Raw genomic sequence first — 13,968 nt, forward strand, 5'->3', positions numbered from 1 at the left:
TTCCCTGGGAGACGACCGATGATGCACCCACCGCCGGGCATCAGCTTGACCTACGGCCTGGCCGAGACCCTCGGCCACGCCATCGTCTCGGGCGCCTACGTCAATGCCGACTTTCCGACCGAGGCGGCGATCTGCGAGCAGTTCGGGGCCAGCCGCACGGTCACGCGCGAAGCCGTCAAGATGTTGGTCGCCAAGGGCCTGCTTTGCGGACGTCCCCGGCATGGCACCAGCGTCGAGCCCGAGAAGAACTGGAACCTTCTGGACCGCGACGTGCTGCGCTGGATGCTCGACCGCAAGGCCAACTCAAGGCTTCTGGCGCAGTTTGCCGAGATGCGTCTGGGCATTGAGCCGGCGGCGGCGGCTCTAGCCGCCATGAAAGCCGACAGCGCGGCGCTTCGTACGCTTGGCGAGGCTCTGAGCCGCGCCCGAAGCGCCGCCAAGGACGAGGAAGACCCGCTACCGACGGACATCGCCTTCCACGTCGCCGTCCTTGAGGCGACCCGTAACCCCTTCTATCGCGAGTTGCGCGATCTGGTGCAGACCGCCCTGCGCATTTCGGCCAATCACACCCGCCGCCTCGTCGATACGAAGAAGGCCTTGGCCGACCGCGAGGCGGTCCTCAACGCCATCAGCGCGCGCGACCCTGCCAAGGCCGAGAAAGCGATGCGCGAACTGATCCTGGCCCTGTTCGAACGCTTCTCGGCCGCAGCCGCTGGCAAGCCCGTCAGGACGATGGCTCGTCCACGACCGCTTCCCGGCGAACGATATCCCGACACCGACGGCCCCGCCGTCTCCTAGACCAGGCCTTGTCGCCACCACCCCTTCACCGCCGCCATCGAAAGGCGCCCTCATGAACATGCGCACCGCCTCGCTGCTCGCTCTGCTCGCAGCCGTCGCCCTCCCCGCCCACGCCGCGCCCCTGGAGTTCGTGTTCGGCAAGAACACGCCTGGCCCCCAGGCCCAGTCGGCGAGCGCCGCCTACTCGGCCGACAAAGGCTTTGGGATCGAAGGCGCGGCGCCGCCACTGCAGCCGGCCAGCGCCGGGGGGGCCCCGTTCTTGTTCTCGGCCGACGTTCCAATCGAAGGCAATTATCGCGTCACGGTCACCCTGGGCGGCGACCAGGCTTCGGAGACCACCGTCAAGGCGGAGCTGCGCCGTCTGATGCTCGAACGCGTGGCCGTCCCCGCCGGCGGCTCTGAGACGCGCAGCCTCATCGTCAATGTCCGCACCCCCGACTATCTCGGCGGCAAGGTGAAGCTGAAGTCGCCGCGCGAGGTCGTGCAGGAGGCCAGAGCGTGGGATCGCAGGATCACCCTGGAGTTCGACGGCGTTCCGGCCGTGCGCGCCCTGAAGATCGAGCCGGTGAGCGTGCCCACTGTCTACATCCTGGGCGACTCCACCGTCGCCGACCAATCAGGTGAGCCCTATGCGTCGTGGGGCCAGATGCTGCCGCGGTTCTTCAAGCCGACCGTGGCGGTGGCCAACCATGCCGAGTCCGGAGAATCGACCTTCTCGGCCAAGGGCGCCGGCCGGTTCGAGAAAATCCTCTCCCTGATCCGCACCGGCGACTACTTCCTGGTCCAATTTGGTCACAACGACCAGAAGTCCAAGGACCCCGAGGCCGAGCAGAAGTACAAGGCCATCCTCATAGACTGGGCCGAGCAGGTGAAGGCCAAGGGCGCCACCCCAGTCATCGTCACCTCGATGTACCGCAACCGCTTCAAGGGCGGCGAGGTGGTCGACACGGCCGGCGCCTATCCGCAGCTCGCGCGTGACGCGGCCAAGGATTCGGGTGCGCTGCTGATCGACCTGCACGCCCAGAGCCGAGTGCTCTACGAGACGCTCGGCGCGGACGGGACACGCGCCCTGTTCATGCACAACGCCGACTATTCCCAGAAGGACGGCACTCATCATGGCCCCTACGGCGCCTACGAGCTGGCGAAGATCGTCGCTCAGGGCCTACGGGACGCCAAGGCGCCGATCGCCGCTGAGCTCGACCTGCCTCGCTACAGCCCGAAGAAGCCGCTGAAGGAAGCCGAGTTCAAGGTTCCCGCCAGCGTCACCGTCGCGGACGATCGCCCGCTCGGCGTGGCTCAGCCCTGACTTGATCGGCGCCGGCCGACGGGCGATCACCCCATAAATCAAGCACAGTCCCATATAATGGTCATCTGCGGGAGACATCGATGCTAGCTGCGATCCTTGGCACCAAGCGAGCCGAGGCCTGAGGCTTGGCCCGACGTCCAACACCCACACGTCGCGGCCTGCTGCAGGCCGGGGCCGCCGGCCTGCTCGTGTCGGCGGCCGCTGGACCCAGCAGCGCGGCCGAACACGAGCTTCGGGTTGTCGCCCCCAAGGCGGCCGGCCAGGTCAATCCGCTCGGCGTCGGGGACGCAAGGGTCCGGCTCTCCTGGCGACTGGAGGCCCAGCGTCGGGGCGTGACCCAATCGGCCTACCGCGTCGAGGCCGCCTCCAGCCTGGAGGACCTCAACGCCGGCAGAGCCGATCTTTGGGACAGCGGCCGGGTCGAGAGCGATCGCACCTTCGATATCTCCTATGACGGTGCTCGCCTCCCATCGCGTACCCGCGCCTGGTGGCGCGTCACCGTCTGGGACGAGCGCGGCGCCAGCGCCGCCAGCCCCGTCGCCTTTTGGGAGACAGGTTTGCTGGCGCCGGCCGACTGGAGCGCAACCTGGGTCGCTGCGGAGACAAGGCTTGATCGGGACGATCGGCTGGCGGGACTGACGTGGATCGCCGGCCCCGAGGCCGACGCCGGCGCCAGCCGCGATTTTCGTCTCTCCTTCGCGCTCGATGCGCCAGCCTGGGTCGACCTGATCTTCACCGCGACGGCCAGGACACAGCCCTTCATAGACGGTCGCGCCCTGCCCGTCCTGACGCCGCTGGACTGGCTGCCGCCGGCGGTCACGCACACCGTCGAGCTCGCCCAAGGCCGGCACGTCCTGGGGCTTAGGCTCGGCCAAGCCGTCGCCAAGCCCGCCTTCCTCAAAGGCAAGGCCGGTTGCGCCATGCTGGTGCGTATCCGGTATTGCGACGGGCGCATCGTGCGGGTGGACGATGCGAGCGCGCGCTTTACGACCAACGCGGAGGGAGACTGGACGCAGGCCGGCTTCGACGACGGCGCCTGGACGCCGGCGGTGCGGGTCGACAAGACGCCGTCGGCCTTCGCCAGCAACGGCGGCGCGCTTCTGCGCCGCGATTTCCCCATCAACGCGCCGATCGCCCAGGCCCGCCTCTACGTCACGGCTCTGGGTGTTCACGAGACCAGGATCAACGGCAGGCCGATCGACGACGCGGTCCTTGCGCCTGAATGGACCCATAGCGCAAAGCGTTGTCTCTATCGGGTCCACGACGTCACCAGCCTTCTTCGTCAAGGCGAGAACACCATCGCGGCCATGGTCGGCGACGGCTGGTACGGCAGCCGCATCCTGGCCACCGGACGCTTCAGTTTCGGCGAAGCGCCGCTGCGCTATCTAGCGCAACTCGAGATCCGATACGCCGACGGACGTCTCCAGTCCTTGGGCAGCGACGAGACCTGGCAGGTCGGGCGATCGCCCATCACCTATTGTGACATCTATGGCGGCGAGGACTACGACGCGCGCCTGGAGCAAGCCGGCTGGGACGCGCCTGGCTTTCGGGCCGGCGCGTCGTGGACCAGGGCGCAGGCCGCGCCTTTCGGGCCCGAGCGTCTGGAGGCGATGATCAGCCCGCCGATCCGCCGCACCGCGATCCTGGGGCCGCAGAGCATCACCGAGCGCGGCGGCGCCTACATCGTCGATTTCGGCCAGAACTTCGCCGGCTGGGCGCGGCTGAAGGTCAAGGGGAGCGCCGGCCAGCTGGTCACGCTGCGGTTCGCCGAGGTCCTCGACCAGGACGGCAGGGTCGATCAGTCCAACCTGCGCACGGCGCGAGCGGCGGATGTCTATGTCCTGAAGGGCGCCGCGCAAGGCGAGACCTACGAACCGCGTTTTACCTACCACGGCTTCCGCTATGTCGAGATCAGCGGCCTTACCGCCCCGCCGACGGTCGACGATATCGCCGGCGTCGTAATCCAAAGCGACCTGGAAGAGACCGGCGCGCTGCGCATCGACAATCGCCTGATCATGCGGATGTGGGCCAACAACCTCTGGAGCCAGCGGTCCAACTTCACCGGCGTGCCCACCGACTGCCCTCAGCGCGACGAGCGCATGGGATGGTTGGGCGACGCCAACGTCTTCTGGGACGCCGGTGCGTTCAACATGGACGTGGCCGGCTTCACCCGCCGCTGGATGGGCGACATACGCGCCAGCCAGACCGCCGAGGGCGTCATTCCAGAGATCAGCCCCACGACCTGGGGCGCGTCCGGCGCGCGCGGGGCCACGCCCGGCTGGGCCGACGCCGGCGTGATCCTGCCCTGGACCGTCTGGCGGCGTTTTGGCGACACGGCGATCATCCAGGAAAACTGGGACCTGATGACACGCTACATGGCGTTCGTCCGAAGGATCAATCCAAGCCTGGTCTGGACGCAACGCCGGGGCTCCGACTACGGCGACTGGCTAGCCTTCGACGCCAAGCAGCCGGGCGATCCGACGACCCCCAAGGATCTCGTGGCCACGGCGATGTGGAAGCGATCGGCCGACGCCATGGCCCAGATGGCCAAGGCGCTGGGTCGCAATGAAGAAGCCCTGGCCTATGCCGGGCTCGCCGCCGACATCCGCAGCGCCTTCATCCAGGCCTTCGTCTCGCCCGACGGCCAGATCGGCAATGGATCCCAGACCTCCTACATCCTGGCCCTGGCCTTCGATCTGGTCCCGACCGAACGCCGGGCCGCTGCGGCCGCCCGCCTCAAGGCCGACATCGACCGCCGCGGACACCTGACCACCGGGTTCCTTGGCACGCCCTTCAGCCTGGACGTCCTGGCCAACGCCGGCTACGGCGCGGTCATCTACGATCTTCTCCTGCGCACGGCCTATCCGTCCTGGGGCTACATGGCCGCCCGAGGCGCGACCACGACCTGGGAGCGGTGGAACAGCGACGTGGGCGATGTGTCCATGAACTCGTTCAACCACTATGCGCTGGGGGCCATCAACGGCTTCGTCTACCGGCGCATAGCCGGCCTGGAACCGCTTGAACCAGGCTTTTCCAGCTTCCGCGTCGCACCGATCCTCGACCCGCGCGTCCGCCGCGGCGGGGGTCGCTATGACGCGGTCGTGGGCTCGATCTCCACCGACTGGACGATCGAGGACGACGGCGTCTTTCGGTTGAAAGTCCAGGTCCCGGCCAACACCCGCGCCCTGGTGGTGCTGCCCGTCCGCGACCAGGGGCTGGTCACCGAAGGGGGCCGACCGCTTTCGGCGCTGAAGGCGTTGCAGACCCTCGAGCCCGATGGCCTCACCGTCCGGATCGGCTCGGGCGACTATGACTTCCGCGCCCGCAGACAAGGATGACCCTCTTGCTTCGCAACCTCCTGCTCGCCGGCGCGGCCCTGGCCCTGCTCGCTGCTCCCGCTCTTGCCCAGGACAGCCTAGCGCCCGCCGGGCGCTGGACCGCGCCGCGCTCGGGCGCGGCGTCGACCCCGCCGATGGGCTGGAACGCCTGGAACGCCTTTCGCACCGAGGTCGACGAGGACAAGGTGATGGGCTCGGCCCAGGCTCTGGTCGACACCGGCCTTTCCAAGCTGGGCTATGTTTATGTGAACCTGGACGACGGCTGGTGGCTGAAACGGCGCCAGGCCGACGGCCGCCTTGTGATCCGAACGGCGCTTTTTCCTAGCGCGGCCGCGCCGGGCGGAGAGACCAGCTTCAAGCCGTTCGTCGACCGGCTGCACGCCATGGGCCTGAAGGCTGGTCTCTACACCGACGTCGGCCGCAACGCCTGCTCCCAGGCCTGGGACCTGAAGTCCCCGAACCTGCCCGTCGGCACCGCGCTGGAGCGCGAGGTGGGCCTGGAGGGCCATCTTGAACAGGACATCGGCCTGTTCTTTTCAGAGTGGGGGTTCGACTACCTGAAGGTCGACGCCTGCGGCTTGGCCGAGTACGGCCCCCAAGCCCCGCTGGTTTCCAAACTCGGCTATCGGCCACGGCCGGTGCTGATCCCGCGAAAGACGCCGCAGCAGGATCGCTCGGGCGAGATCGAGCAGCTGTACCGGCAGGTCGCCGCCGCCATCGGCAAGGCTAGCCCCGACGGCGACCATGTCTTTTCGATCTGCACCTGGGGACGCGGCGATGTACGGGCCTGGGGCGGCCAGGTCGGCAACCTCTGGCGCACCAGTCCCGACATCAACGGCAAGTGGCCCGCGATGCTGCGCTCGTTCGACAGCGTGGCCACCCGCGCGCTCTACGCCCGTCCCGGCGCCTGGAACGACCCTGACATGCTGTTCGTCGGCGGCGGCGAGTTCGACCAGAACCACCTGACCGAGGCGCGCAGCCACTTCTCCCTCTGGGCCATGTCCAGCGCCCCCCTGCTTATCGGCTATGATCTGCGCGGCGCGCCCAAGGCGCTGCTGGATATCTGGGGCAACGCCGACCTGGTGGCGGTCAATCAGGACCCGCTGGGCAACCAGGCCGTGCTCGTCCACCATGAAGGCGACGTGCAGGTTCTGCTCAAAACGCTGAGCGGCGGTCGCAAGGTCGTGGCGCTGTTTAATCGCAGCGCCGAGCCGGCCGCCGTGACCCTCACCGCCGAGCAATTGAAGCTCTCGCCCGACGCCCCGGTCGCCTTGCGCGATCTGTGGACCAAGACCAGCGCCCAGGGCTTTACCGGCCAGGCGAGCTTCGATCTGGCCCCGCACGAGACCAAGGTCTTCGAGGTCGCCGGCGCGCCGCTCGTCAAGGACGGGGTTCTGCTCTCGGAAATCCCGGCCCGCATCCATGTCGCCCAGGAGAGCTTCTGGCCAGCGCCCGAGGACGGCTTTGAGGGCCCTGCGGGCCCGGCGGGGCGCACCGGCGGCGCGCAGGCCGATTTCTCGCCCTATCGCACCGCCTTGAGCGTAGGCGGCCAAGTCTTCCTCCATGGCCTTGGCCTCCTGGCCAATTCGCGACTAGAGGTGCGCTCGGCGGGCGAATTCGCACGCTTCAGCGCCAGCGTCGGCGTCGACGACGCCTCGACCTCCCGCGCCGGGACCGTACGCTTTCTGGTCTATGGCGACGGCCGGCTGCTGGCCCAGAGCAAGCCCATGCGCGCGGGCGCCAAGCCCGCGCAGCTGACCGCCTCGATCAAGGGCGTGCAGGTCGTCGAGCTGGTCGCCAAGGCCAGCGATGGCGCTGCGCCTGCGGCCGCGACCTGGGGTCAGGCGAGGATGATCCGATGAGCCGGCTGGGCCGACGCGACGTCGTTGGGGCGATCGCCGCCGCCGCGGCTTCCATCGCGCCGCGGGCGCTGGCTGCTCGGCCAAGCCGGCCCAGAGTCCTGATCACGGCGTTTGGCGCCCGCGCCGACGGGGTCACGATCAACACGCGCGCCATCCAGGCGGCGATCGACAGCGCCGCGCAGGGCGGCGGCGTCGTGGTGGTCTCGGCCGGCGTCTTCGTCAGCGGAGCGCTTTTTCTAAGGCCGCGCGTTGATCTGCATCTCGAAGACGGCGCCGTCCTGCGCTGCACCACGAAGATGGAGCATTTCCCGGCTCAGCGCACACGGATCGAGGGTCATTTCGAGGCCGCCTTCACCCCGGCCCTGATCAACGCCAAGGGCTGTGACGGCCTGCGCATCACCGGCAAGGGCGTGCTGGACGGCGCCGGCCGCGAAATCTGGGAGCGGTTCTGGGCCCTGCGCAACGCCGCGCCCGATCCGGCCAACTTTCCAAACCTTGGCCTGCCCCGCGCGCGCCTGGCGCTAATCGAGGACAGCCGCCGGGTGACGATCGAGGACGTCGCCTTCAAGGACTCGCAGTTTTGGAACCTGCATCTTTATCGTTGCCGCGACGTGGTGGTCCGCAGGGCGCGCTTCACAGTGCCCGACGACTATAAACAGGCGCCGAGCAGCGATGGCATCGATATCGACAGCTCCCAGCGCGTGATCATCGAGGACTGCTACTTTTCGGTGACCGACGATTGCATAGCCGCCAAGGGCTCCAAAGGTCCCTTCGCGCTAGAAGACCGCGAGAGCCCGCCGGTCGAGCACATCCGGGTGCGCCGCTGCCACTTTCGTCGCGGGCATCAGGCGCTGGCCTGCGGTAGCGAGGCCACCATCGTGCGCGACGTCCTGGTCGAGGACTGCAAGGTCACCGGGCCGATCAATGTGCTGATGCTGAAACTTCGCCCCGACACGCCCCAGGTCTACGAGAACATCCGCCTGAGCAACATCACCCTCGACAGCGATGGCGGCACGATCCTGGCGATCGGACCCTGGTCCCAGTACAAAGACCTCAAGGGCGCGCCCCCGCCCCTCTCACATGTCCGCGGCGTAGTCCTGGAAGGTTTCCGGGGCCGGTTCGGCGCCTTTGGCCATGTCCGCCCCAATCGCGGCCAAACCACCATCGCCCCTGTCCAGATCAAGGACTTCGACCTGCGGCTGGCGCGCTCGCGTCTGGCCTTCGCCGATGTCCCCGCCCCCGTCTTCGACAAGGTGACGATCAATGGCCAGGCCGTCGCGGCGCCATGATCCCCGACAAAGCCACGGCGGCTAAGGCCGCATCAAAGGAATGCCTCATGCCCGCCTATTCCCAACACCTGGCCAGCCGGCGTCCTCATCTCTGCAGAGGCCTGGCGGCGGGCCTGCTCTTTACCGCAGCGCTGGTCGCGCCGCGCCTTGCGGCAGCCGAGGTGGTGCTTCCGCATATCCTTTCCGACCACATGGTCGTCCAAGCCGGAAAGCCGCTGGTGATCTGGGGCAAGGCCGATCCGGGCGAGCGCATCCTCATCGAGATCGCCGGACACAAGGCCCGCGTCGCGGCCGGCGCCGACGGACGCTGGCGCGCGACCTTGAAGCCGCTGACCGCCGGAGCCTCGCCCCTGACCCTCAAGGTGAAGGGCTCCGCCAACACGCTCGAGGTCAAGGACGTGCTCGTGGGCGAGACCTGGCTGGCGTCGGGCCAGTCCAACATGCGCATGGGCCTGACCGAGACGGGAAAGCAGCCGGTGTTCGGCGCCGAGGACGTCTACGCCCTGCCCGCTCGCCCGCAGATCCGCCTATTCAAGGTCGCCCGCCAGAAGGCGTCCGCGCCGGCCGAGGACCTGGAGGGCCGCTGGGAGATCTGCGACAGCCAAGCCCTCAAGAACAGCCAATTCTCCGCGGCGGCCTATTTCTTCGGCCGGCGGCTGCAAGACGAGTTGAAGACACCGGTGGGCCTGATCGACTCCACCTGGGGCGGCACCCGGATCGAGGTCTGGACGCCGCCGGCGGCCTACGCCCCCTTCCCCGCCCTTGAGCGCTTCGCCAAAGCCGCGCCCGGCGCCAAGGTCGACGGCTCGCCGCTGGCGGGACAATACAACGCCATGATCGCGCCCTTGACCCCTTACCGCCTTGCGGGGGTCATCTGGTATCAGGGCGAGTCCAATGTCACCGAGCCCCTGGCGCAGGCTGACTACGCCGACAAGATGCGCGCCCTCATCGGCGGCTGGCGCTCGGCCTTCGACCAGGACCTGCCGTTCTACTACGTGCAGATCGCTCCCCACCTCTACCACGTCGCACGATCGACCCAGGTCGCCTCCGCGCAGGCTGCCGCCGAGTTGCGAGAGGCCCAAGAGCAGGTCCTCGACACGCCCGGCACCGGCATGGTGATCACGACCGATCTGGTCGACGACCTCTTCGACATCCACCCGCGCAACAAGCGCGATATTGGCGAGCGCCTCGCCAACATCGCGCTGACCCGCACCTATGGACGGGCTGGCCTGGGCCACGGAGGCCCACGCTTCAAGTCGCTGACCATCGAGGGCGACCGGGCGGTGCTCTCGTTCGAGGACCTGGGCGGAGGTCTCAAATCATCGGACGGCAAGCCGCTTAGCTGGTTTGCCCTCGCCGGCGCGGACGGCGTGTTCCACGCCGGCCAGGCGGTCATCGAGGCCGACAAGGTGATCGTCACCAGCTCCCAGGTGAGCGCCCCGGTTCAGGTGCGCTTTGGCTGGGACGAGGCCGCACGACCCAACCTCGTCAGCCAGCAGGGCCTTCCGGCCTGGCCGTTTAGGACAGCCCGTCCTTGAGGCGTCGCCGAAAGCGCAACTCTGGACTGACAGGCCGAGGCCGCTGGCAGCGCTGCGCCAGAAGCCGGCATTGGCTCAACTCCAGAAAGGCGACATTCCGGCGGTTACGACCCAATGAGATACTGCGTCGCCGCCAACATCTGCGGGTCGCGGCCCGTGGCGATGTCCCTTGCCGTCGTGGCCACGGCAATGTCTGGCGCAATCGCGGCGTCCGGCTGCGGTGTCGCGGGGAAGCTGGCGATCAGCGGCAGGTCGACCTCCAGCCGCGAGGCCGGCAGCTGTAGGAAGAAAAAGGCCCCGCCGTTGATACCGCGCCGGTTGCCGCCGGTGGTTTGGCCGACCAGCGTCGCCAGACCATTGTCCTTGCAGGTCTGGCCGAAGCCGAAGGTGGCCGAGCTGTTGGAGGCGTCGCACAGCACCGCCACCCGCCCCTCGAACCGCCGCCCTTCGGGCCGGATCACGTTGCCCCCACTGTCGTCGTCATAGTGGGTCAGCCGATAGAAGCCCGGGCGCTCCTGTGAGGCGACGGCCGCCTCGCCCCAGTCCAGGAATCTGCGGTCCCAGGTCTTGAGGTAGGGCCGCAAGCCCTCGGGCGCGGTGCGATAGCGGGTCCAGCGTTGGTCGCGCGACAGCGCTAGGTCGCGATCGATCAAGCGGCTGATGACCACATTTCCGCAGTCAATGCCGCCCTCATTGCCGCGCAGGTCGACGATGAGACCCCGCGCGCCGTCGCCCGTCAGGTCGTCCATCACCCCGCCCAGCCAGGCGCGCCAGTCGAAGTTGGAATCGTAAAGCGCCCAGCCGGGCATGGTCAGGCGATGCACGCCGTCCGCGCCCTTGCTCAGCGTCCAGGGATTGGAGTCCTTGGCGACCTCGACTGAGGCCGAGAAGCCGGCCCGGCGATCGGCCAAGGTCAACAGCGGCGCGCGAACGACATGGCCGCCAGCTAGGGTGAAGACGGCTTGGTCCTTCAGCGGCAGCACCAGCGGCAAATGGATGTCGAAGGTCTCGTAGCGGTCCTCGCCGCGCGCCTCCATCAGGCTTATCCGCTTGGCCAGGTTGGAGCCGTCGGCCCGGGCCAGGGGCGTGAGGCGCACCAGCAGGTCCCTCGTCATCACGCCGTCGATCGCGGTGATCACGGTCCCCCGCGGGAACAGACCCGCGCGGCTGTCGTCGCGGATGACGACCATCCGCCCATCGATCCAGCGGAACAGGAATGGGACCAGCGAGCGGTCCGGATAGATCCGCGCCACTGTAGCATCACTGCTGTTGTAGGGACTGGGATAGGTGTGGCCGCACTTCAGCGAGGCCGTGACCCGGGTCAGCGCCAGGAAGCGGTCGCGGAACGATCCTGGCGCGGTCCAGGCGCGCGCCAGGCTGTTCAGCCGCGCCGTAATTTCCTCCGGCGTGCTGTAGCGGTAGACGCCTGGATGCATGGTCTCCCACGCCTGGCGTAGGATGGCGACATCACCGCTCCAGTCGTCGGTGACGGTCTCCGCCCGGCCATACGTGGTGGCGCAAAGGGCCAAACCGCCGGAAAGTTGCAGCAGGCGACGACGGCTTAAGGACATGGACGGCTCCTCACGAAAGAGGCCCAGCCCATGCGACGCTTCACAGCGCGGCTCGCCTCATTTCCGTGTCGGCGCGCGGAAAAGCAGGATCTGAGACCCGGCGACGAAACTGCGAGGGCGAGACTCCAAACCGGGCCTTGAAGGCGCGGTTGAAGCTGGCCTTGGACGCAAAGCCCATGTCGAACGCCAGGCCCAGCAGGTCGCCGTCGGCGCCGGCTTCCAGAGCCCGAGCCACGCCCTCGGCCCGCAGCCCGTTCACGAAGTTGGAGAAGTTGATCCCCAGGCCCAGATTAATAGCGCGGGACAAGCGGCCGCTATTGACGCCCAAAAGCCGAGACAGCCGCGCCAGAGACAGCTCGGGCTCGCGCCACCAGCCTGCCTGCCGGGTCCGCTCGGCGAATTGCTCGGCGATGGTCGACCAGTCTGGCGCCCGCGCAGGCTGCGGTGCGATGGATAGTGGTTCAAGTAGCGCCGGTTCGAGCTCGGCGATCAGCGGCATGGGAAGCGCGGCCTGCCGCCAGCCTGCCACGCCCAGATAGACGCCGACCACGGCCAGGGCCAGATACATCCCGGTCTCCTGGAAGAAGTCGATACCGCCGACGACCAAGGCCCAGAGCCAGAAACCGGCCTCGGCGGCTAGGCCCGCCAGGAGCACGGCCAGGACCCGGCCCAGCCAGCGGGCGGAGAAACGGTCGTCGTCGCTTCGGTGGTCGGCCAGTTTCATGCGTTGCCGCTTCAGAACCCGGCCTATTGCGTAGGCGTAGGCCGCCAGGCTCACCAGGCCCAGCACGTCAAACATCGGGGCGATCCAGGCGCGATGGCCGCCCGTGTACCACGACCACTTGGCGTCTCCTGGGATCATGAAGCAGAGGATGAAGTAGGCGAACTGGACAACGCCGGGGAGCAGATGACCGCGTATCCGGCTCGGCGACGTTCCGTCCGCTAGAGCGTGGGCATAGCCGTAGAGCAGCGGACCAAACGCCAGGGGGACGGCGAAGGGGGCGAAGGTGAGCCATCGAAAACGGTCATAGGCGCCCGCGAAGCCGATCGCGTACGGCGTCAGCATTCCCGCGATCACTATGAGCGCGGCCGCTAGGAAGCGGTTTGCTACCTGGTTCCGGGCGCTGCGCGCCAACGCGACCGCCAGCAGAAGGCACTGCAGGATCGCGACGCACAGCAACGCCGTCCTCCATCCGAAATAGGGGCGCCAGTCCATCATGGCCTGAAGCTATGCGCTACGGCGGGTTGTAGGAAGATAGGCGAGGCAGCGCCACATGCAGACGTTGGCGTGCCCCCTGACATGACGTTCGGCACCGTCGTATAGACCGGCGCAGCTGTTACGCTCACGCGACGCCGCCTTGCGAGCGTCCACAATATCCCATAAAATGAGGACAAATGGAGGATTGCCGCGTGGCCGCAACCATCACCCTCAACGTTCGCGTCAGCGGAGCACTCAGCGAGTTCGTGACTGCCCAGGTGAGCGAGGGCGGATCCTACGAGAACGTCAGCGAGTATGTTCGCGATCTTATCCGTCGCGATAAAAACGAAGCTGAGGCAGCGGCTTTTGCGCGGCTGAAAGCCGAACTCGCCAGCGCCTTCGGCGCGCCCGACGAGAGCTATGAGACCTTGGATGCCGAAACCGTCATCCGTCGCGGTCAGGCCCGTTTCAGCGCGTGACCACCTTTCGTGTCCAAGCCAAGGCTGGCCATCGGCTGGACGAAATCTATCGGTACGCGCGTGAGACCTGGGGTGAAGCGCAAGCCGAACGCTACATCCGCGGCCTGTTTGAACGCTTCCAGGCGATCGTTGATCGTCGGACGGCATGGCGGCCAGTCCCCGCCGAGTTCGGTGTGGATGGCTACGTTTGCCGCCACGAAGCCCATTTCATCTATTGGAAGATACTGACGAACGGCGAGGTGGGGATCGTCACGGTGCTGCACCAACGCATGCATCAGCTCGAGCGCTTTCGCGACGACACCTTCCAATAGCGGAAGATGTCGACTGGATTACGCCAGCATAATCGGGCGAGGAAGGCTATTAAAGGCAAAGCGCGCCGCGCGCACTCATAACGGCGGCTCTCCCCGCTTTTCCCTAACTTCCCTTCGCAGCCGATCGGATGTCTGGCCGCGACGCGCCGACAACGGACTTTGACACGCCTCCGAGAACACGAGGCTCGTAGCAGAGAGTGCGCCAAGCGGCTTCCGCCGAGTTGGTTAAGCCTGCGGCTGGAGATCAATCTGCCCAGACATCTCCAGGGCGTCGTCAA

Annotated in this window: 10 protein-coding genes; 8 read left to right on the top strand and 2 right to left on the bottom strand. The window is 67.5% G+C overall.

The features are described 5' to 3' along the window. The first annotated feature begins 18 nt into the window (after window positions 1-18). The 6 genes from P7A99_RS05275 to P7A99_RS05300 all read left to right on the top strand — a co-directional run bounded on the left by P7A99_RS05275 (window position 19) and on the right by P7A99_RS05300 (window position 10,131). The gene (locus tag P7A99_RS05275) at window positions 19-798 is read left to right on the top strand and encodes a FadR/GntR family transcriptional regulator (RefSeq protein ID WP_277792888.1); all 780 of its coding nucleotides are present in this window, start codon (window positions 19-21) and stop codon (window positions 796-798) included. A 52-nt stretch (window positions 799-850) separates the two neighbouring features. Further along, window positions 851-2,104, top strand: a complete 1,254-nt coding sequence (locus P7A99_RS05280; RefSeq protein ID WP_277792889.1) for a rhamnogalacturonan acetylesterase — start codon at window positions 851-853, stop codon at window positions 2,102-2,104. Between the two features lie 125 nt (window positions 2,105-2,229). Further along, complete coding sequence (locus tag P7A99_RS05285) at window positions 2,230-5,442, top strand: alpha-L-rhamnosidase (protein WP_277792890.1); 3,213 nt, start codon at window positions 2,230-2,232, stop codon at window positions 5,440-5,442. Beyond that, window positions 5,439-7,304 (top strand): NPCBM/NEW2 domain-containing protein, encoded by a 1,866-nt coding sequence (locus P7A99_RS05290; protein WP_431307644.1) that lies wholly within the window; start codon window positions 5,439-5,441, stop codon window positions 7,302-7,304. Before P7A99_RS05285 ends, P7A99_RS05290 begins: the two co-directional genes overlap by 4 nt. Further along, complete coding sequence (locus P7A99_RS05295; protein ID WP_277792892.1) at window positions 7,301-8,593, top strand: glycoside hydrolase family 28 protein; 1,293 nt, start codon at window positions 7,301-7,303, stop codon at window positions 8,591-8,593. The genes P7A99_RS05290 and P7A99_RS05295 overlap by 4 nt, the downstream gene beginning before the upstream one ends. Before the next feature lie 47 nt (window positions 8,594-8,640). Next, complete coding sequence (locus tag P7A99_RS05300) at window positions 8,641-10,131, top strand: sialate O-acetylesterase (protein ID WP_277792893.1); 1,491 nt, start codon at window positions 8,641-8,643, stop codon at window positions 10,129-10,131. A gap of 104 nt (window positions 10,132-10,235) precedes the next feature. Here P7A99_RS05300 and P7A99_RS05305 read toward each other — a convergent pair whose 3' ends face one another. Then, window positions 10,236-11,702 (bottom strand): S41 family peptidase, encoded by a 1,467-nt coding sequence (locus P7A99_RS05305; RefSeq protein WP_277792894.1) that lies wholly within the window; start codon window positions 11,700-11,702, stop codon window positions 10,236-10,238. Between the two features lie 40 nt (window positions 11,703-11,742). Further along, window positions 11,743-12,921 carry an AraC family transcriptional regulator gene (locus tag P7A99_RS05310; RefSeq protein ID WP_277792895.1) on the bottom strand — a complete coding sequence of 393 codons (1,179 nt, stop codon included), beginning with the start codon at window positions 12,919-12,921 and terminating at the stop codon, window positions 11,743-11,745. A 191-nt stretch (window positions 12,922-13,112) separates the two neighbouring features. Between P7A99_RS05310 and P7A99_RS05315 the strand changes: the two genes are divergently transcribed. Together P7A99_RS05315 and P7A99_RS05320 are read left to right on the top strand one after the other, a co-directional pair. Then, window positions 13,113-13,379 carry a ribbon-helix-helix domain-containing protein gene (locus P7A99_RS05315; RefSeq protein ID WP_277792896.1) on the top strand — a complete coding sequence of 89 codons (267 nt, stop codon included), beginning with the start codon at window positions 13,113-13,115 and terminating at the stop codon, window positions 13,377-13,379. Further along, the gene (locus P7A99_RS05320) at window positions 13,376-13,690 is read left to right on the top strand and encodes a type II toxin-antitoxin system RelE/ParE family toxin (protein ID WP_277792897.1); all 315 of its coding nucleotides are present in this window, start codon (window positions 13,376-13,378) and stop codon (window positions 13,688-13,690) included. Before P7A99_RS05315 ends, P7A99_RS05320 begins: the two co-directional genes overlap by 4 nt. Window positions 13,691-13,968: the final 278 nt, after the last annotated feature.

The sequence above is a fragment of the Caulobacter endophyticus genome (assembly GCF_029543245.1).
GTDB classification, from domain to species: Bacteria; Pseudomonadota; Alphaproteobacteria; order Caulobacterales; family Caulobacteraceae; genus Caulobacter; species Caulobacter endophyticus_A.